Source organism: Pseudomonas sp. 9AZ, from assembly GCF_902506525.1.
In the GTDB taxonomy this organism is placed as follows: Bacteria; Pseudomonadota; Gammaproteobacteria; order Pseudomonadales; family Pseudomonadaceae; genus Aquipseudomonas; species Aquipseudomonas peli.
In genome coordinates this window covers 2694347-2714282 of the sequence record NZ_LR733840.1, presented here as the reverse complement: position 1 = coordinate 2714282, position 19936 = coordinate 2694347, and the positions used below count along the sequence as shown (strand labels likewise).

The 19936-nt window shown below is 60.4% G+C and carries 19 protein-coding genes; 10 read left to right on the top strand and 9 right to left on the bottom strand.

Annotated features, from left to right (window positions below):
* Positions 1-27 precede the first annotated feature (27 nt).
* The 3 genes from ALTER154_RS12555 to betC form a co-directional block, all read right to left on the bottom strand.
* Positions 28-1593: a SulP family inorganic anion transporter gene (locus tag ALTER154_RS12555; protein ID WP_160087502.1), complete on the bottom strand. Its 1566-nt coding sequence runs from the start codon at positions 1591-1593 to the stop codon at positions 28-30.
* A gap of 81 nt (positions 1594-1674) precedes the next feature.
* Positions 1675-2598: a choline ABC transporter substrate-binding protein gene (choX, locus tag ALTER154_RS12550; protein WP_160087500.1), complete on the bottom strand. Its 924-nt coding sequence runs from the start codon at positions 2596-2598 to the stop codon at positions 1675-1677.
* Between the two features lie 54 nt (positions 2599-2652).
* Complete coding sequence (gene betC / locus ALTER154_RS12545; RefSeq protein WP_160087498.1) at positions 2653-4161, bottom strand: choline-sulfatase; 1509 nt, start codon at positions 4159-4161, stop codon at positions 2653-2655.
* A 112-nt stretch (positions 4162-4273) separates the two neighbouring features.
* On the opposite strand from betC, the gene ALTER154_RS12540 reads away from it, so the two are divergent.
* Positions 4274-5191, top strand: coding sequence for a LysR family transcriptional regulator (locus ALTER154_RS12540; RefSeq protein ID WP_160087496.1), 918 nt, complete (start codon positions 4274-4276; stop codon positions 5189-5191).
* Positions 5192-5204: 13 nt separating this feature from the next.
* Here ALTER154_RS12540 and ALTER154_RS12535 read toward each other — a convergent pair whose 3' ends face one another.
* Complete coding sequence (locus ALTER154_RS12535) at positions 5205-5786, bottom strand: alpha/beta hydrolase (RefSeq protein WP_160087494.1); 582 nt, start codon at positions 5784-5786, stop codon at positions 5205-5207.
* Positions 5787-6045: 259 nt separating this feature from the next.
* Here ALTER154_RS12535 and oscA point away from each other — a divergent pair, with 259 nt between their 5' ends.
* The 5 genes from oscA to ALTER154_RS12510 all read left to right on the top strand — a co-directional run bounded on the left by oscA (position 6046) and on the right by ALTER154_RS12510 (position 10243).
* The gene (oscA, locus tag ALTER154_RS12530) at positions 6046-6228 is read left to right on the top strand and encodes a sulfur starvation response protein OscA (RefSeq protein WP_160087492.1); all 183 of its coding nucleotides are present in this window, start codon (positions 6046-6048) and stop codon (positions 6226-6228) included.
* A 165-nt stretch (positions 6229-6393) separates the two neighbouring features.
* Positions 6394-7392: a sulfate ABC transporter substrate-binding protein gene (locus tag ALTER154_RS12525; protein ID WP_160087490.1), complete on the top strand. Its 999-nt coding sequence runs from the start codon at positions 6394-6396 to the stop codon at positions 7390-7392.
* 153 nt (positions 7393-7545) lie between these two features.
* Positions 7546-8364: a sulfate ABC transporter permease subunit CysT gene (gene cysT, locus ALTER154_RS12520; RefSeq protein ID WP_160087488.1), complete on the top strand. Its 819-nt coding sequence runs from the start codon at positions 7546-7548 to the stop codon at positions 8362-8364.
* 10 nt (positions 8365-8374) lie between these two features.
* The gene (gene cysW / locus ALTER154_RS12515) at positions 8375-9247 is read left to right on the top strand and encodes a sulfate ABC transporter permease subunit CysW (RefSeq protein WP_090252919.1); all 873 of its coding nucleotides are present in this window, start codon (positions 8375-8377) and stop codon (positions 9245-9247) included.
* A 3-nt stretch (positions 9248-9250) separates the two neighbouring features.
* On the top strand, positions 9251-10243 hold the full coding sequence (locus tag ALTER154_RS12510) for a sulfate/molybdate ABC transporter ATP-binding protein (protein WP_160087486.1): 993 nt from the start codon (positions 9251-9253) through the stop codon (positions 10241-10243).
* Positions 10244-10435: 192 nt separating this feature from the next.
* Here the strand turns inward: ALTER154_RS12510 and ALTER154_RS12505 are convergent, their stop codons facing one another.
* The 3 genes from ALTER154_RS12505 to ALTER154_RS12495 are packed head-to-tail and all read right to left on the bottom strand — an operon-like array spanning position 10436 to position 13587.
* Positions 10436-10780: a YdbL family protein gene (locus tag ALTER154_RS12505; protein WP_160087484.1), complete on the bottom strand. Its 345-nt coding sequence runs from the start codon at positions 10778-10780 to the stop codon at positions 10436-10438.
* An 11-nt stretch (positions 10781-10791) separates the two neighbouring features.
* On the bottom strand, positions 10792-10983 hold the full coding sequence (locus ALTER154_RS12500) for a YnbE family lipoprotein (RefSeq protein ID WP_090252927.1): 192 nt from the start codon (positions 10981-10983) through the stop codon (positions 10792-10794).
* A gap of 15 nt (positions 10984-10998) precedes the next feature.
* Entirely contained in the window at positions 10999-13587 is a 2589-nt protein-coding gene (locus ALTER154_RS12495; RefSeq protein ID WP_160087482.1) for a YdbH domain-containing protein, read from the bottom strand.
* A 147-nt stretch (positions 13588-13734) separates the two neighbouring features.
* Here ALTER154_RS12495 and ALTER154_RS12490 point away from each other — a divergent pair, with 147 nt between their 5' ends.
* The 4 genes from ALTER154_RS12490 (at position 13735) to rmuC (ending at position 17226) form a co-directional block, all read left to right on the top strand.
* Complete coding sequence (locus tag ALTER154_RS12490) at positions 13735-14103, top strand: antitoxin Xre/MbcA/ParS toxin-binding domain-containing protein (protein ID WP_160087480.1); 369 nt, start codon at positions 13735-13737, stop codon at positions 14101-14103.
* A gap of 45 nt (positions 14104-14148) precedes the next feature.
* Positions 14149-14901: an RES family NAD+ phosphorylase gene (locus ALTER154_RS12485; RefSeq protein ID WP_160087478.1), complete on the top strand. Its 753-nt coding sequence runs from the start codon at positions 14149-14151 to the stop codon at positions 14899-14901.
* A 381-nt stretch (positions 14902-15282) separates the two neighbouring features.
* A complete protein-coding gene (locus ALTER154_RS12480) occupies positions 15283-15687 on the top strand; it encodes a tetratricopeptide repeat protein (RefSeq protein ID WP_160087476.1) in 405 nt (134 codons plus the stop codon).
* A gap of 177 nt (positions 15688-15864) precedes the next feature.
* Positions 15865-17226, top strand: a complete 1362-nt coding sequence (gene rmuC, locus ALTER154_RS12475) for a DNA recombination protein RmuC (protein WP_178126365.1) — start codon at positions 15865-15867, stop codon at positions 17224-17226.
* An 85-nt stretch (positions 17227-17311) separates the two neighbouring features.
* Here rmuC and ALTER154_RS12470 read toward each other — a convergent pair whose 3' ends face one another.
* Entirely contained in the window at positions 17312-18253 is a 942-nt protein-coding gene (locus tag ALTER154_RS12470; RefSeq protein WP_160087472.1) for an alpha/beta fold hydrolase, read from the bottom strand.
* A gap of 313 nt (positions 18254-18566) precedes the next feature.
* Positions 18567-19826, bottom strand: a complete 1260-nt coding sequence (locus ALTER154_RS12465) for an MgtC/SapB family protein (RefSeq protein WP_160087470.1) — start codon at positions 19824-19826, stop codon at positions 18567-18569.
* Positions 19827-19936 lie beyond the last annotated feature (110 nt).

Here is a 19936-nt window from a genome sequence, read left to right as displayed (position 1 = left end):
CCACTGTCTGGCAGCTTTTCCAGGCGGCTAGGCGAACTGCACCGGGCAGCGCTCCGGGCCTTCCAGCTTGCGAATTTCGTCGATCACTTGTGGCCGTGCGTGGTGCAACACCAGATGCCGCTGCTGGTTGTGCAGGCGGCGTGCTTCCTGGTGCAGCATGGTGACGCCGGCGTAGTCGATAAAGTTGATATGCCGCGCGTCGATCATTACCCACGCTGCACAGCTGCGTTGCAGGCGTTGCTGCAGGTAATGACAGGCACCGAAGAAGATCGAACCTTCGATACACAGCCATTCCTGCTCGCCGTCCTGCCACTGGCGCACGCGCGGCTGTGAAGTGCGCTTGAGGTAGACGATCAGTGAGGCCAGTACGCCGGCGTAGATGGCGCTTTGCAGCTCCAGCACCAGGGTCGCCAGCACGGTCAGCAGCATCACCAGAAACTCACTGCGACTCACGCGCTTCAGGGCTTTAACGGCGGTGAGGTCGAACAGTCCCCAGCAGATCAGCAGAATGCTCGCCGCCATGGCGGGAATCGGCACATAGGCAAACAGGCGGCTGCCATGCAGGGCGAACAATGCCACTAGCAGGGCAGCGAACACCCCGGCCATGGGCGAGCAGGCGCCGGCTTGCTGGTTGAGCGCTGAGCGGGTGAAGGAGCCGGCAGATAGCGAGCCGCCGAACCAGGGACCGATGATATTCGACAGGCCCTGGGCGCGGACTTCCTGATTGGCATCGAACAGTTGCTGGGATTTATCTGCCAGGGCGCGGGCAATCGACAGGCTGGTGACCAGCCCGAGCAAACCGCAGGCCACGGCCGCGGGCAGCAGTTGCAGGATGTGGGTGAGGTTGAACTCCAGCAGCGCGAAGGGCGGCAGGCTTCCTGCAAAACGGCTGACCAGTGCAACGTGGCCAAGCTGCCCCGGCCAGGCCATGACCAGCAGGCTGGCGGCCACAATCCCGATCAGTAAAGCCGGCGCCCGCGGCCACAAGCGCCTGCACAACAGGCTGATGGCCAAGGTGAACAGCGCTACGGCCAGGGTGCGCCAGTCACTCTCGGTCAGGTGCTCGCCGAGGCTGAGTAGACTTGTGAGTGCGGTGGCCTGGCTGGTAACCGTCAGGCCGAGCAGGTTGGGCAACTGGCCGATGCCGATCACCAGGGCGGCGCCCAGGGTGAAGCCGAGTACCACCGAATGCGAAACGAAATTCACCAGCGCGCCGAAGCGCAGCAGCCCGAGCAGCCATTGGCATACACCGGCTAGCAGGGTCAGGAGCAGAATCAGGGCAATAAAGTGGTCGCTGCCCGGTGTCGCCATTGGGCTGACACTGCTGAACAGCACGATGGAGATCGCGGCGGTTGGTCCGCAGATCAGAAAGCTGGAAGAGCCCCACAAGCAGGCGATCAGCACCGGCACGATGGCCGCGTACAAGCCGTATTGCGGCGGTAGCCCGGCGATCAGGGCGTAGGCGATGGATTGCGGCAGCGCGAGGATGGCGCCGTTGAGCCCCACCAGCAGGTCTTTACCGAGGCTGCGTTTGCTGCAATGCGGCAGCCAGCGCAGAAAGGGCAACAGGGTCTGAAGGCGGAGCAGTGGCATGCGTGGGCTTCTTGTGCAGGCGATGGACAAGGCCGCTGCACAGCAGCGGCTCGTCTACTTTAGGGAATCAAGCCGGCCGATTCAAAGCTTGGCGTTAACTGCCGCCAGACCATCACCGCCAGTGCGGCTGGTTACGCCCTCAAGCCAACCGGTAACCACCGCTGGATTGGCCTTGAGCCACGCCTTGATTGCCTCATCGTTGCTGGCTTGCTTGCTCAGCACTTTATCCATGATGGCGTTCTCCATTTCCTGGGTGAATTTCAGGTTGCTCAGCAGCTTGCCGACATTCGGGCACTGCGCGGCATAGCCTTTGCGGGCCAGGGTGTTGACGCTGCCGCTGGCACCGAAGTACTTCTCGCCGCCCTTGAGGTAGCGCATGTCGTATTGCACGTTCATCGGGTGCGGGGTCCAGCCGAGGAACACCACAAATTGCTCGCGTTTCACTGCGCGGCCAACCTGCACCAACATGGCCTGTTCACTGGATTCGACCAGGCTCCAGTCCTTGAGACCGAATTCGTCGGCGGCGATCATCTTCTGGATGGATTCGTTGGCCGGTGCGCCGGAACCGATGCCATAGATCTTGCTGCTGAACTTGTCGGCATGCTGATTGAGGTCGGCAAAGGTTTTCACCCCGGCTTCATAGGCGTAGGTGGGCACGGCCAGGGTGTACTCGGTGCCGCCGAGGTTTTCCACCAGTTGCTCGACTTCACCGCTGCTGACGAACTTGTCGTAGTTGCTCTGCTGCGCGGGCATCCAGTTGCCGAGAAACACATCCACCTGACCTTTCTGCAGCCCGGCGAAAATGATCGGCACGGCCAGGGTCTGCGGCTGCGCCTTGTAGCCCAGGCCGTCGAGCAGGAAGCTGGCGATGCCATTGGTCACGGCAATATCACTCCAACCCGGATCGCCCAGTTTCACCGTGGCGCAACTGGCGTCTTCGGCGAAGGTATAGCTGCTGGCGGCCAGTAACAGGCTACCGATAAGCGCTGTGCGAAGTGTGTGCATGGCAATGTCCTCTTGAATTATTAGTTTTTGGATCAACGCGGCAGTGGCTTGCAATCAGGGTTGCGGGAAACGGGCGCGACGTTCGAGGTCGTCGAGATCAATGTGGTTGCGCATGTACTGTTGGCTGGCATCGACCATTGGCTGATGGTCCCAGCTGGTCAGGTGCCCCTGGGTCAGGGCGCTGGCAACAAAACGCCGGCGACGCTGGCTGGCCAGGGTGGCCTGATGAATCGCCTGCATGTCCCAGCGCGCCTGGGCCTGGTTGATAAAGTCGGCGAGCCGGCTTTGGTGCTCGGCGGACTCTGCCAGGTTTTCGCGCTCTTGCGGGTCGTGGCGTAGGTTGAACAGCAGCAGGGGATCAATCTCGGAGTAGATAAATTTCCACTCACCCTGGCGGATCATCATCAGCGGGCTGATGCTGCCTTCGGCCATGTATTCGCCAATCACTTCATCATGCCCCTGGCGACCTTCGAGGTGTGCCAGCAGCGAGCGGCCATCCAGCGGCAGGTCGGCTTGCAGCGTGCCACCAGCGAGTTCTACCAGGGTCGGTAGCAGGTCCATGGTCGAGACGTTCTGGCTTACCCGGCGCGCAGCAAACTGCTTGGGGGCGTGCACCAGCAGCGGCACCCGAGCGGCCATTTCAAACCAGTGCATTTTGTACCAGAGGCCGCGCTCACCCAGCATGTCGCCGTGGTCGCCGGAGAACACGATGATGGTGTTGTCGCTCAGGTTGCAGTCCTTGAGGGTTTTCAGCAGCTTGCCGATATTGCTGTCGATATAGCTGCAGGCGCCGAAGTAGGCGCGGCGCGCATCCTTGATCTTCTGCTCGGGCAGCGGCTTGTCCCACAGGTCGATGACTTTCATCAGGCGTTGCGAATGTGGGTCTTGCTCATTCTGCGCGATGGTGTGGCGCGGCAGAGGAATGTCCTCGTCGCGGTAGAGGTCCCAGAACTCGCTCGGGATGGTGTAGGGATCGTGCGGGTGGGTCATCGACACGGTCAGGCAGAAAGGCTGATCGCCGTCGCTGCGCACGTGGTCATACAGATACTGCTGGGCCTTGAACACCACCTCTTCATCAAAATCCAGCTGGTTGGTGCGCACGCATGGTCCGGCTTGCAGCACCGACGACATGTTGTGGTACCAGCTGGCGCGCACATCCGGCTCATCCCAGTTCACCGCCCAGCCGTAGTCGGCGGGGTAGATGTCGCTGGTCAGGCGCTCTTCATAACCATGCAGCTGATCCGGACCGCAGAAATGCATCTTGCCCGACAGCGCGGTGCGATAGCCCAGACGGCGCAGGTAATGGGCGTAGGTCGGTACATCTGCGGGGAAGTCGGCAGCGTTGTCGTAAGCGCCGATCTTCGACGGCAGTTGGCCGCTGACCAGGGTAAAGCGCGATGGCGCGCAGAGCGGGCTGTTGCAGTAGGCGGCGTCGAACACCACGGCCTCGGCGGCCAGGCGCATCAGGTTGGGCATCTGAACCGGCGAGGCGGCATCGTGCAGCGGCAGAATCGGCGCGGCCATCTGATCGGCCATGATAAAGAGGATGTTCGGGCGTTTCATGGCAGCCGGTATTCCATATAAAAGATTTATGCGACAGTGCTGGCTTGATCATCCGGCTTAGCAAAAGCTGGGTAAACCTGCTGTCAGCAGATGCATTGGATAACCTGAGCTTATGTTTGAACGCATCGATGGGGTGTCGCTGGATGTGCTGCGGGTGTTCGAGTCCGCCGCCCGCCAGCTGAGCTTTACCGCCGCCGCCAGCGAGCTGGGCACCAGCCAACCGGCCATTAGCCAGCAGATCAAACGGCTTGAGCAGCAGCTGGCCACGCGGCTGTTCGACCGGGTGTACCGGGGCATTGCCCTGACCGATGCCGGTGAGCTGTTGCTGAGCTATGTACAGGATGGCCTGCAGAGTCTTGATGCCGGCCTGCAGGCCGTGACCGCGCAACAGCAGCATGAGGTGCTGCAGGTGGCGACTGACTTTGCTTTTGCCGCGTACTGGTTGATGCCGCGCTTGCAGCGCTTCCATCAGTTGCATCCGGAGGTGGATGTCAGCCTGATTACCAGCGAGCGTGATCAGGGCGCGCTGCCGGCGGAGATTGATGTGGCGATCAACTTCGGCGACGGGCGCTTCAAGCACGCCGAGGCGCAGCTGATGTTTCGCGAAGAGGTGTTTCCGGTGTGCAGCCCGCAGTTGCTCAAGGGGCAAACAATGCCTTTGCCAGCTGCTGCACTGGCCAGCCTGCCGCTACTGCACCTGCGCCCGGAAAACCGCTCGCGCTGGTTTGATTGGGCCGGGCTGTTTCGCGCGTTTGGTCTGCAGCAAACCCCAAGCCCCGGCAGCCTGCGTTTCGATAACTACACACTGCTGATTCAGGCGGCCATCGCTGGGCAGGGCGTGGCCATCGGCTGGCGGCATCTGGTCGATGAACTGCTGACGCAGAACCTGTTGTGCCGCGTGGGCGATGAAGTAGCGCATTCCGAGCTGGGGTATTACCTGGTGCTGCCCGAGCGCAAACGTCGTCAGCGTCTGACCCAGGTGTTTGTCGATTGGCTGCAAGCCGAACTGGCCAAGGGACCTGGTGTTTAACTAGCCGTGACTCTTAGGCAGTTCGGCGCGCGTGCCGCTCGATACGGCTTTGCAAACGATACAGGTAGGCAAAGCCCTGTTCCCAGCGCTGATGCCCAGACGCCACGTTGATATGCCCGACGCCGCTGAGGACCATCGCCTCGCTGCCCCAGTCACGGGCCAGTTCGCAGGCCCGCGTAGCGCTGGCGGCGGTGTCGTTGTCCGAGCCGAGCAACAGGCTGGGGAAGGGCAGTAAGTGCTGTGGAATCGGCGCAAAGTTCTGCAGTGCTGGCGGGCAGTTGGTCCGTTCGACATCGGCTGGGGCGACCAGCAATGCCGCGCGCACCCGGCGCAGCGACTCCACAGGGGCATGAGCTGCCCAATGCGCCACGGTGATGCAGCCCAGGCTATGGGCAATCAGGATGGTCGGGCGCGGATCGCTGGCGATGCTGCGCTGCAGTTCGGCGACCCAGTCTTCACGTTTAGGGTTTAGCCAGTCGGCCTGTTCCACCCGAGCGCTGTTCGGCAGGCTGCGCTGCCAGTGGCTCTGCCAATGGTCGTCTGCCGATCCTTGCCAGCCCGGCACTATCAGATAGCGGATAGCTTGGTTGCGCATCGTGCGCCCTCCTGCAGATGTGAATGGCTGCAGTGTAGGGAGGGCTTTTGAATATCAAAAAGAATAAGAAATTATTTGCTTATGCCTGAAGCTCTTTTTTCGGTGAGCAGAGGGTGCGACTCTTTATATTCTTAAAAGATATATAAGTGTTATTAAATGGTATTTTTAAGAATATAAAAGCCTCTCTACTATCCGCTCCACGCCTACTGACTACGGCTGTTCTTCGCCGCTTATAGGGGCTATTTCATGGAGCATCAACATGACCTCAACCCTGCAGAACCTTGAAGATCAGTACGACGCCAGCATCCTGCGTGAGATCCAGGCTGCGCTGAATGGCCTGAAGTTCGGCTCGGTGGAAATCACCGTGCACAACGGTCAGGTCGTGCAGATCGAGCGTAAAGAAAAGTTTCGCCGACACGCTCAGAGCAATACGAGCAGCTAACTGACATACCGAACGCTACACGCCGCAAAGCCCGACCGGACCACCGGAGGGCGTGCAATGAAAAGAGTCGAGCCCACGCGCACCACGCCGGATAGCCACGGCAGGTGGCGAGAGCATCGACCCATTGAACGCCAACCCCGTATTTGTCCCAGTAGGAGCTGCACCATGTCCATTCGCCGTTTTGCCCTCGCTGCCCTTGCCAGCGGCATTTTTGCAGGCCCGGTGGCCGCCGCTGAAACCCTGCTCAACGTGTCTTACGACCCGACCCGCGAGCTGTACAGTGAATTCAACGCCGCGTTCAACACGCACTGGCAAGCCCAGGGCAATGAAGCCATCACTATTCAGCAGTCCCACGGTGGCTCGGGCAAGCAGGCCCGTGCGGTAATCGATGGCCTGCGTGCTGACGTGGTAACCCTGGCCCTGGCCGGTGATATCGATGAGCTGTACAAGCTCGGCAAGCTGATCCCGGAGAACTGGCAGGAGCGTCTGCCGCAATCGAGCACGCCGTACACCTCGACCATCGTGTTTCTGGTGCGCAAGGGTAACCCGGAAGGCATCAAGGACTGGGATGACCTGGTCAAACCTGGCGTGGAAGTCATCACCCCGAACCCGAAAACCTCCGGCGGTGCGCGCTGGAACTTCCTCGCCGCCTGGGCCTACGCCCAGCAGAAGTACGGCAGCGAAGCGAAAGCCCAAGAGTTCGTCGAGAAGCTCTACAAGAACGTGCCAGTACTCGACACCGGTGCCCGTGGTTCGACCATCACCTTCGTTAACAACCAGATCGGCGACGTGCTGCTGGCCTGGGAAAACGAAGCCTTCCTGGCATTGAAAGAAGAGGGTGGCGACAACTTCGAAATCGTCGCACCGTCGCTGTCGATCCTGGCCGAACCGCCGGTGGCTGTAGTCGATGAAAACGTCGACAAGAAGGGCACGCGCAAAGTGGCTGAGGCCTACCTCAACTACCTGTACAGCGATGAAGGTCAGCGTCTGGCCGCCAAGCACTTCTACCGTCCGCGTAACCAGGCCATTGCCGGTGAGTTCGCCAAGCAGTTCCCGGAACTGAAGCTGGTGACCATCGACAAGGACTTCAACGGTTGGAAAACCGCACAGCCGAAGTTTTTCAATGATGGTGGGGTATTCGATCAGATCTATCAGGCGCAGTGACGCTACTGCGCTCGGTCATACTGCGTTGAAAGCCGGCTCGGGACTGCTCATTTACAGCCCGTAAACTCCGCGTCCCTCGCCGGCTTTCGCCTTGTCTGACCTTCGCTCGCAACGCGTCATTAGCTCGTCGCTTAACAAGCACAAGGCCAAACCATGTCTCGTCGTACTTCCCCCGTCATACCCGGCTTCGGGCTGACGCTGGGCTACACCCTGGTGTACCTCAGCCTGTTGGTGCTGATTCCTCTGGGTGCCATGTTCGTTCACGCCGCTCAGCTTACCTGGGCTGAGTTCTGGGCGATTATTTCCGCACCGCGAGTGCTGGCCGCGCTCAAGCTGAGCTTTGCCACTGCCTTGGCGGCCGCCGTGATCAACGGCATTATCGGTACATTACTGGCCTGGACGCTGGTGCGTTACACCTTCCCAGGCCGCAAGGTGATAGAGGCGATGATCGACCTGCCTTTTGCCTTGCCCACCGCCGTTGCCGGTATCGCCCTGACCGCCTTGTATGCCCCGAGCGGCCTGGTTGGTCAGTTTGCTACCGACCTGGGCTTCAAGATTGCCTACACGCCCATCGGCATCACCCTGGCGCTGACCTTTATCACCCTGCCGTTTGTGGTGCGCACCATCCAGCCGGTGCTGGCTGATATCCCCCGCGAGGTGGAAGAAGCTGCTGCCTGCCTCGGTGCCAAACCACTGCAGGTGTTTCGCCATGTGCTGCTGCCAGCGTTGCTGCCAGCTTGGCTTACAGGCTTCTCGCTGGCCTTTGCCCGTGGTGTCGGTGAGTACGGTTCGGTGATCTTTATCGCCGGCAATATGCCGATGAAAACCGAAATTCTGCCGCTGCTGATCATGGTCAAGCTTGACCAGTACGACTACACCGGTGCCACGGCTATTGGCGTGTTGATGCTGGTTGTCTCCTTCATTCTGCTGCTGCTGATCAACCTGCTGCAGCGCCAGATTGCCAAGTCCTGAGGAGGTCGCCATGTCTTCTGTAACCCTAAGCGCGTCAGCCTCGGCCAACGCCGCACGACGCGGCAATGTGCTCGGTCGTCGGCTGCTGATCATCAGCGCCTGGCTGGTGTTTGTGCTGTTCCTCGTGTTGCCGCTGTTTATCGTGCTGAGTGAGGCGTTAAAGCACGGCTTTGGCACCTTCTTTGGCGCGATCTTCGAGCCCGACGCGATCAGTGCGCTGAAGCTGACCCTCCTCGCGGTGGGCATTTCGGTGCCGCTCAACCTGGTGTTCGGCGTTGCCGCCGCCTGGTGCGTAAGCAAGTACGAGTTTCGCGGCAAGAGCATTCTGGTCACCCTGATTGACCTGCCGTTCTCGGTCTCGCCAGTGATCGCCGGCTTGATCTACGTACTGCTGTTCGGCGCCCAGGGCTTCTTCGGCCCGTGGCTGCGTGAGCATGATATTCAGATCATCTTCGCCTTGCCGGGCATCGTCCTTGCCACGGTGTTTGTCACCGTGCCCTTTGTTGCCCGCGAGCTGATCCCGCTGATGCAGGAGCAGGGCACTCAGGAGGAGGAGGCCGCGCGCCTGCTCGGCGCCAATGGCTGGCAGATGTTCTGGCACGTGACCCTACCCAATATCAAATGGGGCCTGATCTACGGCGTGGTGCTCTGTACCGCGCGGGCCATGGGCGAGTTCGGCGCGGTGTCGGTGGTCTCCGGGCATATCCGTGGTTACACCAATACGCTGCCGCTGCATGTCGAGATTCTCTACAACGAATACAACCACGTCGCCGCCTTCAGCGTCGCCAGCCTGCTGCTGTTGCTGGCGGTGTTTATCCTGCTGCTCAAGCAGTGGAGCGAGTCCCGTATCAACCGCCTGAAAGCCAGTGCTGGCGAGGAATAAGTCATGTCGATTGCAATCTCTAACGTCAGCAAGAATTTCAATGCGTTCAAAGCGCTGAACGATATCAATCTGAATATCCAGAGTGGCGAACTGGTCGCTTTGCTTGGCCCGTCCGGCTGCGGCAAGACCACGTTGCTGCGCATCATCGCCGGCCTGGAAACCCCGGACAGCGGCAGCATCGAGTTCCACGGCGAAGATGTCTCCAACCACGATGTGCGCGACCGTAATGTCGGCTTTGTGTTTCAGCACTACGCGCTGTTTCGTCATATGACCGTGTTCGACAACGTTGCCTTTGGTCTGCGCATGAAGCCCAAGGGCGAGCGGCCGAACGAGAATGCGATCAAGAAGAAGGTCCACGATCTGCTTGATCTGGTGCAGCTTGACTGGCTTGCGGATCGCTACCCCGAGCAGCTTTCCGGTGGCCAGCGTCAGCGTATCGCCCTGGCTCGTGCCCTGGCGGTAGAGCCGAAAGTGCTGCTGCTCGACGAACCATTCGGCGCCCTGGATGCCAAGGTGCGCAAGGAACTGCGCCGCTGGCTGGCGCGCCTGCACGAAGAAGTGCACCTGACCTCGGTATTCGTCACCCATGACCAGGAAGAGGCCATGGAGGTGGCGGATCGCATCGTGGTGATGAACAAGGGCGTGGTCGAGCAGATCGGCTCGCCGGGCGAGGTGTATGAGAAGCCGGCCAGCGATTTCGTCTATCACTTCCTCGGTGATGCCAACCGTCTGTATGTCGGTAACGACAACCACGTGCTGTTCCGTCCGCACGAGATTCATCTTTCGCGCCAGGCCGAAGCAGGCCACCAGGCTGGTGATGTACGCGACATCCGCCCGCTCGGCGCAATCACCCGCGTGACCCTTAAAGTTGCCGGACAGAGTGAGCCGATCGAAGCTGAAGTGGCCAAGGATCATCTCAGCCTGGCCAACCTCACTCGCGGTGAGACGCTGTACTTCAAGCCGAAAGCAGGGCAGCCGGTGATTCAGCAGCGCTGAGAGCCTGCATACGATCTGCTGCGCGTCGGCCCTGCGGCGTTAAAAACAGGCTCGGAATGCTCATGTACAAAAGTACACTCCGCTTCCTCGCCTCTTTTTGCCTTGCAGGACTCTAGCTCGCGAGATCGTAAGTAGGCTCTAGGTAAAACCAACAAGGAGCGCAATGCGCTCCTTGTTGGTTCTTGCGGCAAGCTATTTGCGCTGCCACTTACCTTCAAGCTGGATGTATTGTCCGGTCGGCGTTTTGTCGATGGCTTTCTGCCCGGCAATCGCTTCCACATCACTGAGCTGGATGCCGTTCTGCGCTGCCAGCTTCTGGTATTCAGCGCGCCGCGCTTGGTTGATCAACTGGGCGATTTCGGCGGCCTGGCCACCGTTACTGACCACGCCCAGATAGCCATTGGGCATTTCGCCCAACTGGCCGCTGGCTTTGGCGTCGCTCAGGGCCGACATAGCTTCGTTGAGGTTCAGGGCTACGGCCGGCAGGCTCAGGCTGAGCAGCAGTAACAGGCTGGCAAGGCGCTTATAGATATTCATGTTTGGGCTCCTTAGAACAATCCGCTGGATTCGCTGAACATGCTGTCCAGGGCTTTATCCACCTTGATATAGATTTCGTGCTCGATCTTCACATTCAGGTTGATGTTGATCGGCTCATTGGGCATCGCCAGCTGTACGGTCGGGGTGCAGGCCGTACTGAGCAGCCCTAGTAGCAGGACGGCGAAACAACTACGCAAGCGCATGGCGCTTCTCCTTGGTCATGGCTGTGTCGGGGCCGTTTTGGCATTGCGTTCCAGCATACGCTGTTGCACACGCTGCTTGATGATGTCGCTGACCTTATCGGTCAGTTGCAGGCTGGCCAGCAGGGTCGGAATGTCTTCTTCCAGGTTGATATTGAAGTGGATCGGTCGGCCTTGTTCGATGTCCGGGTTCTGCCCCTCCAGGCGCATGGCCAGCGCCAACTTGCCTTGCTGATCGTAGTTGACCTGGCTGCTCAGAGTCGTAAAGCGAAAATCCTCCAGCGATTGGGTCACCAGCTGCATCGCTGGGTTGCTGCGGCCCAGGGCGCGTATACGCTCAGAGTGAAACTGCAACTGCCCGCCGGGTGCCCGGGCTGCCAGCTGGCCTTGTTCGATGGTCACGCCCTGGCTGCTGATCTGCAGCGGCAATTCGCCATCCAGGGTGCCTTTGCCGGCCAGGCCTTCTGTGGGATAGAGGATAAACAGCTGCTCAAGTTCCAGGCCCTGCACCTGCACAGGGAACAGCAGCGATTCGGCGGCCAGGCTCCATTGTCCGGGTGCCAGTTGCAGCTTACCGCCCATCAGCGCTGCTTCGGCCTGGCGCAGCTGTAGCTGGCCTTGGTTCGGTGTTTGCAGCGCGGCGCTGTAGCGGCCGCTGAGCTGCAGCGGCCCCAGCGGTATGCCGGGGTTGGCCTGGGCCAGGCGCAGCTCGCTCAACTCAAGCTGCAGCTGTTTGGGGTCGATTCGCACATTGATGTGGCTGTCCAGGCCCTCCAGCGCGGTGCGGTCATAAATCCCGCCCAGGCCCTTGCCGGTAAGTTCGAGTTTGACCGTGGGCAGCTGTTGATCGCTGGCGAGGGTCAGGCTGGCATTGGCATTCAGGCGACCGTTATTCAGCTCCAGCAGGGCTGGCCATGCCGTGAAGCTGCCTTTTATGGGGTTGCCGCTGCGCAGAAACAGTTCCGCCAGTTGTGCTTGCAGGCTCAGGCCCTTGGCGCTGCTGTGTTGTGCCTGCAGCTTGAGTTGCAGGCCGGCATCGTTGTGCAGTGTGCCGTCTAGCTCCGCCTGCAGTGGGTTGGCAGTCACAGGGCCTTGCCAGTACCAGCGCTGGGTCTGCAATTGGCTATGTTGCAGCTGCGCACTGAGGTCGAGCGGGCCTTTTAGTTGCCAGTCGAGCAGTGCGCCTGCCGCCAGTTTTGCCTGCAGTTGCAGCTCACTGCTGCTGGCTTTGAGTTGTTGCGCCTTCAAATCCGCACTGCGCAGATGCTGCAGGTTGAGCTGTGAGCCTTTACCGAGAGCGAGATCCAGCTGCTGTGCATCCAGAAAAGCGTCGAGTTGCAACTGCGTCTGCAGCGCGCCGATCTTCCAGCCCTCCAGCTGAAATGCCGGGGTGGATGCGCTAAGGCTGCCGTCCAGCAGTTGCAAGCCCCAGGGCAAGCCATTGGCCAGTGCTAGCGTACCCTGCAGTGCAAATTGGCTGCGGCCTTGTCCACTCAGCTGAAGTTGCAGGGGCAGGGCGCGCTCAACCAGTTGTGGAGCAAGGTTGTCGGGCGTTTCGTTGGCCTGGATCGTCAGCTGCAGCGCTTCGGGATGCAGCTCTGCCGGTACGCCACTGATAAGGTTATTGGCTATCTGCGTGAGGTTGAGGTCGGCGTTCAGGCTATCGGTCAGCCACTGCCCATCCAGGGCCTGGGCGGACACATCGAAGCTGCCCTGCAATTGACCGATAGCGGGAATGGGCCAGGGCTCTGGCAGGTTGGCGCTGGCTTGCAACTGGCCGCTGGCCTGCTGCAGTTGCGCCAAGTTGAGTGGGCCAGGGGCAAGCTGCAGTTGCCAGCTTGCCTTCAGCTGCGCTGCCGTCGGAGCCTCAGGCAGTGTGCCCGCGGCGTTGGGCAGCCATTGGCTTAGCCAGCTTTGCAGCACCGCGCTTTGCTGCAGATCGCCATTGAAATCACCTTGCCAGAGTTGCCCGGCAGCGTTCTGTTGCAGGCTGCTGCTGAGCTGCAGTTGCGCTTGCTGATTGATCGTCAGGCTTAGCTGCAGCGCTGCAGTTATGGCGTCACCCTGTAGTTGCGCATGCCAACTCAGTTGGTTTTGCTGATGTTGCAGGTTGAGTTGCGCATCAACCTGCGAGATGTCTTTGCGTAGCAGCAGATCGCCGAGCAGCTGGCAGCGCGTGTCGGCGCAGGGCAGCTCGATCTGCAGCGCATCAATCTGAACGCGTTGCGGCAAGAGGCTGATAACGGCTGTGAGCTGTTCAAGCGGCACCTGAAAATCCGTGCTGTCGTCAGCTGCAGGCTCGGCTTGAGAGGGCAGATTCAGTTGCAGGCTGGTGATGTGCACCTGCTGCCAGAAGGGCAGAGCCAGGCTAAAGCCGCTCCAATGCAATCGCAGCTGTTGCAGCTGCACTGCGCCGTTAGGGTGCTGCAGGCTGAGCTGGTCAAGCTGAATGCCCTCGGTGGAGAGGCCGAGACCGCGCCATTCAAGGTTTTCGATCTGCTCGCGTTCGAGCAGGCGGCTCAGACTCAGGTAGCCGTAAACGCCAAGCAATATGAGCAGTAAAAGCAGGCAACTGATAAGTCGCAGCCAGGTGCGCCGGCTGGGCATAAGCACTGATCCATAGTGGGGAGTTGCGTGGCAGGACGTTAACCCATGTCTGACAGGCTGCCAATAACAGGTTATTCTCTTCTGTGTAATTACAGCATTTAGTGGTAGTTTTGCTGTAAACAGACATTATGAAAGTAGGAGGCCGTGATGAGCGCATTGATTCGACCGGTTGCCGACGCTGATGCGGTGCTGGCCAAAGCGCTGCTCAATACCCGTGAACAGTTGGGGCTGACCCAGCAGGAGCTGGCGGACATTATTGGCGTACACCGTACGGCCATCTCGCGCTGGGCTGAGGGTGGCCTGCGCGTGCACAGTAAGACCGGTGAGCTGGCCTTGTTGCTGGTGCGTGTATACCGCTCACTGTTTGCCCTGTTTGGCGGCAACCTGGCGGATATGCAGCATTTTCTGCGCACCGATAACCGTCATCTGGATGCACCGCCCTTATCCCTGATGATGCAGGTACAGGGGTTGGTGCGGGTGGTGGAGTATCTCGATGCGATTCGTGGCAAAGGCTAGAGCGCGCAGTACCCAACAATAATAAAAGTTAAGGACAACGCCACCATGGATATCTGGCAACGCTGCCAAGGCCCGCAGCAGATCAAACCCTTGCGCGGGCGCCTGGTGCGCTTGGTTGAGAGCCAGGCCCAGGTCGCCACGCTGCAACTGGTCGATACCCTTGCCGAACAGGCGCTGCTCGAAGAACTGCTGGAAACCAGCAAACCGCCGCTGCCGCAGAGCGCCGAGCCGCTGCATTACCTGCTGAAAACCCCATTCCGTTATCCGCCGCTGCGCTGGGGCTCGCGCTTTGGTTCGGTGCATGAGCCGAGCCTGTTCTATGGCGCGCTGCGTATCGACACCGCCATGGCCGAGGCCGCGTATTACCGTTTTCTGCTCTGGGATGGTATGAGCATCGCGCCGCCGAGTGGGCGCATCCTTTCCGAGCATTGCACCTTCGAGGCGCGCTATCAGGTTGAGCGCGGTATTCAGTTGCAGCATCCGCCGTTTACGGACTTCCAGGCTGAGCTGAGTCACGCCAGTGCTTATCAACCTTGCCAGGCACTAGGCGCGGCGATGCGCGGATCAGGTGTTGAGGCGTTTGAATACCGGTCGGCGCGCTGTCCGCTGCAAGGCAATAACGTGGCGCTGTTTGTGCCCGCTGCGTTGGTGGAGAAGCGCCCGCGTAATTTGTTGAGCTGGTTATGCGAAACCACCGGCGACTATGTGGCATTCAAGAATGCCCAGGTTCCGGATACTCCCAGAGTCTTTCGTCTCGACGCCTATCAAGTGGAGGGACGCCTGCCGCGTCCGGCCTAGACAGGGCGGCTTTTTCAGGGCGTTTTGCCCTGAAAAAGGGCAGTGCGACGGTGTGACGCAGCAACTTGTGCACAATTGCGATGCGCCTTGTCAAGCAAGATGCAGTGCTTGACGTAAACCCTTGATTCTTTTTATTGATTTTATAAGTCAATGAAATATATGGATTTTTTACGCTGGTGAAAAAATCACCAGTTTGACCTTGGGCCCCACGCCATAGGCGCTGAGGCCGCTTGCTCCCATGTTATCCACGAAGTTATCCACAGCTTCTGTGGATTAACCCGAGCGCTTGCTCTAGACCGCCAGTCAGCGCCTTTTTGCAAGACTTTACCTGGCTGAAAAAAGGAGTAGAGTTGCGCGCCTTCCCGGCTACCGCTGCTTTTTATGCCTCGCGCAATCACTCGACTACCTATCGCTTCAACCTCGGTTCCTCGCCTGCCCACCCGTGTTGCGCTCTGGCTACTGGACAGTCCTCGCCTCGGTCATGCCCCTAGCGTCAAACGCTTTGCTGGTCATCTGCTCAAGCAGCCTGCTTTGCAGGGTGTGGTGCAGGCGCAGAGTCGGCTGGGGCAAATGCTGTGCCGTGATTGCGGCAACCCGCGTGATCGGCGCATGGGTTTTGAGCTGCTGCGCCAGGCCGCCCGCGCCGGCGATATGGGCGCCCAGCTGGAACTCGGCCAGCTGTATAGCCAGCCGCGCAACAATGAACCGCAACAGGCCCGTCATTGGCTGGAGCTAGCAGCGGGACAGGGTTCGCCAGAGGCGCAGCAACTGCTTAAACAGCTCTGACGCAGCCTAGAGTACTGGTTATACTGCCAGTACTTTTCTGCGGAGCTGCTTATGCCCATCGATCTCTCCACCGCACTGGCACCTGCGCTGCTCGGTTTTGCCGCCGCAGCAGTTCCTCTTCTATATATCGCTTGGTCGCTGCAACGCCGCCTGGCCAGTCAGCAGCTGGAATTCAGCCTGCTACAAGAGCGTCTGAATAATGCGCAGCTGGCTCAGACCGGCCTGACGGCGCAGCTGGAAGATTGCCGCGAGGAAGTCGCCGAGATCAGCGAGATCAAGGCCGATCAGCAGGCCGAACTGGCGGCGCTGCGTCGTGAAGCCGACTTGCTCCAGCAGGAGCGGCAGGTCGCCCGCGAAGCCGCTCAGGCTTGGAGCAATCAGCGCGAACAGCAGGAAGCTGAAATCCGCCGTCTGGATGCCCAGCGTGCTGCCCTTAGCGCCGAACTTAAAGAACAGCAGGACAGCCATCAACAGCGCCTGAGCGACCTGCAAGGCTCGCGCGATGAGCTGCGCGCGCAATTTGCCGAGCTGGCCGGGAAGATCTTCGATGAGCGCGAGCAGCGTTTTGCCGAAACCAGTCAGCAGCAGCTCGGCCAGTTGCTCGATCCGCTCAAGGAGCGCATCCAGTCTTTTGAAAAGCGTGTGGAAGAAAGCTATCAGCAGGAAGCCCGCGAGCGCTTTTCCTTGGGTAAAGAGCTGGAGCGTTTGCAACAGCTCAACCAGCGTTTGGGCGATGAGGCGACCAACCTGACCCGCGCCCTCAAAGGGCAGAAAACCCAGGGCAATTGGGGCGAACTGGTGCTGGAGCGCGTGCTGGAACACGCTGGTCTGGAAAAAGGCCGCGAGTACCAGACCCAGGTCAGCCTAAAGAGCGCCGATGGCGAGCGCTTTCAGCCGGATGTGCTGATTCAGTTGCCCGGCGACAAGCAGGTGGTGGTGGACGCCAAGGTCAGCCTCACTGCGTACCAGCAATATATTGCCGCTGAAGACGACGCCAGCCGACAGCTGTCGCTCAAACAGCATGTGCTGTCGCTGCGCAGCCATTTGAAAGGCTTGTCGCTCAAGGACTACCAGCGCCTGGAAGGCCTGCACAGCCTGGATTTCGTCTTGCTCTTCGTGCCGATCGAAGCCGCCTTCGCCGCAGCATTACAGGCTGATCCGGGTCTGTTTCAGGAGGCCTTCGATCAACACATCGTGATCGTCAGCCCGACCACGCTGCTGGCCACTTTGCGGGTGATCGACAGCTTGTGGCGGCAGGAGCGGCAAAGCCAGAACGCCCGCGAAATTGCCGAGCGCGCCGGCGCGCTGTACGACAAGTTCGTCGCCTTTATTCAGGATCTGGATGAAATGGGCGCGCGCCTGCAGCAACTGGATAAAGCCTATGCCGGCGCTCGCAACAAGCTCTGCGAGGGACGCGGCAATATCATCAGTCGGGTGGAAAACCTCAAGCTGCTCGGCGCCCGCGCCAGCAAAAGCCTGCCTGTTGAACTGCTCGAACAGGCGGCCGGAGTGATGGTGCTGGATGAAGCCAGCGAGTAGCACCTCTGTTGCCCCTGCAAGAGCCGAACCTGCCCGCTGTGCCGAACTGATAAATGGGGCTGAGGATTCCCGTCATATGTGCGGTTTACGCGTTTAGCCGCTCTTGCTTCGCAGTCGCAGGATGGTGTGCGGTGAACTCACGCAGCCATACGGCCAATTGCTGCGGCTCCACCAACAGTTGCCAGTGGCTGGCATTGACCTCGCGTCGCTGCAGCCTGGGTGCCCAGTGCTGCAACTGATCAAACAGTTGCGGCCGCACAAAGCGGTCGCAGGTCGGCACAATCAGCTGCACCGGCACCTGCGTATGACGCAGGCGCGGGGTGAACAGGCTGCGGATAAAGTTGGCGCGGTACAGTTTGACCCCGTGCACACCGTCCGAGCGTTGACTGCTGCTGATTGGCACATTGCGCAGCCCTTCGACTTTGTGCAGCAGCTGGGGCCAGGCGCGGTCCAGGCCCAGGCGCCAGGTCAGCTCGGGCAGCAGTGGGGTGTGGAACATCGCGATATACCAGGAGCTGAGCAACTGGCCGAGCACCTGCAGCAGCGAGCGCGGCGTCTTCTGTTTGAGCTTGTCGCGCATCCAGTGGCCGACATGGTCCAGGCAAGGCCCGGAGATGCTGGTGTAGGAGGCCAGTAATGGTTGAATGCGTGGCTCGGTGACTGCCTCCCAGGCCTGAATCGAGCCCCAGTCATGGGCCACCAGATGCACCGGCTGATCGGGGCTGAGGGCCTTGATCACCGCCTCCAGATCATTCGCCAGTTTCTCTAGGTGATAGTCCAGGCGCTTGCGTGGAATATCCGATGCGCCAAAGCCGCGCACGTCGTAGGCGATGATCTGGTAGTTGCCGGCCAGCTCGCGCACCAGGGGTAGCCAGATTTCGTGGTTGTCCGGGTAGCCGTGCACCAGCAGCAGAGTCGGGCCGTTCGGGTTGCCCCAGCGGTAGGCCGCCAGCTGCACACCATCGCCCTGAATCCAAAGCTGTTCGGCCTGCAGCTCTTTATATGGCAGCACTGCTGGCGCGTTCATACGACCGTCCGATGCAGAGCGAGCGTTAGTGAGTGGCGCTGGGTGATAAAGGCGAGGGCAATGGGCATGCGGCGTCTCCGGATTGTCATGGCTGACCGTTACATCATTCGATGTCTCGGCTAGTGTTGGACGCTCGGGTGGAATCTGCCTAGCCAACTTTTGGGCTAATAGCAGGGCCTGTTACGGTGTTACTGGGGAGGCTGGAACCCCTCTGCAATAGGGCTATGCGCGGGTTGTACGCGGGCAGATGAGCCGCTTGGCAAAGTAAATCCAGCCCTTGGTTAGGGGGGGTATTGCCGTATTGCAGGGGCTGCTATGCAAGCAGCAGTAATGCCGCCGCGCCGGCCAGCAGACCGACACCCATCACCGGCAGGGTCATCAGCGCCAGCTTGCGGCCACCGATCAAGGCGACCAGAAAGCCTTTGACTAGGCTGTTGCTTAGCGCTGCGAGAAAGATTCCCTGCACCGCTACCTGAGCATGCAATTCGCCCTTGGCGCTGCGCGCCAGTGACAGGGTGATGGCATCCACATCGGCTAGCCCCGAGAGCAGTGCCACCAGGTAGACGCCGATATCGCCAAGCCAGTGCTGCGCGCCTTCGACCATCAATAGAATCAGCGCCAGCAACGCAGCAAAGCGCAGCGCCGGGCCCAGCTCGAAGGGGTTTTTCAGCGGCGGCTCAGCCTGTTCTTCACTCTCCGTTCCGGCGCGGCGGTAGTACAGCAGCGCGCCGCACGCGTATACCAGAGTGGCGATGCCCAGCGGCCAGACCAGCTGTGGCAGCAAGCTGGCGTTGACCAAGCCGACTTCCAGCAGCACGCGTGGAAACATCAGAGCCGAGGTGGCGAGCAGGCCACAGGCGAGGATTGCTTGCAGATTGCGGCCCTGAGCCAGGCGCGCCAGGGTCACGGTCATCGCCGTGGACGACACCACGCCGCCGAGCAGCGCGGTGATCAGCAGTCCATGACGCGTACCTACCAGGCGAATCGCCACATAGGCGGCAAAGCCGATACTGGCGATTAGCACCACCATCCACCAGATGGCGTAGGGGTTGAAGGCTTGCCACGGGCCGTAACCCTGATTGGGCAGCGCTGGCAGCAACACCAGGGAGATAAACAGCAGCTTCAGTGCGCCGGAAACTTCCGCCTCGCTGAGCCTTTGCAGGGCGCCGTGCAGGGATTGCTTGAGGCTCAGCAGCAGTGCCACCGCGACTGCGCCGGCCGCCGCTAATCCAGCATAGCCGGCCATGGCCAGGCTGCCGAGCAGAAAAGTGATCAGCAGCGCTACTTCGCTGGTCAGGCCCAAGTCGCCCAGGCGTTGCAGTTCGCCAAAGTAGGAAGCCACTACCAGCAGGGCGAAACCGGTAAAGATCACCGCCCAGGCCACCACGCCGAAGTGTTCGCCCAGCAGCATGGCAAAGGCGCCGAGCAGGCTGCTCAGGGCGAAGGTACGAATCCCCGCTACCAGCTGGGTGTCCTCGGTATTACGCCCCTGCCAGCCACGCTCGGCACCAATCAGCAGGCCGGCGGCCAGGGCGCTGGCGAAGTTCAGCAAGGTGTCGAGGGCTTCCGGCATGAGCAGATCCTGGGCGGGTAATGCTGGCAGTCTAGCCAGTGGGGGTTAGGCTGTATTGCGGCAGGTCAGCCTGCGGCGTTATTGCAGCGCAAGATTGTTCAAGACGCCGC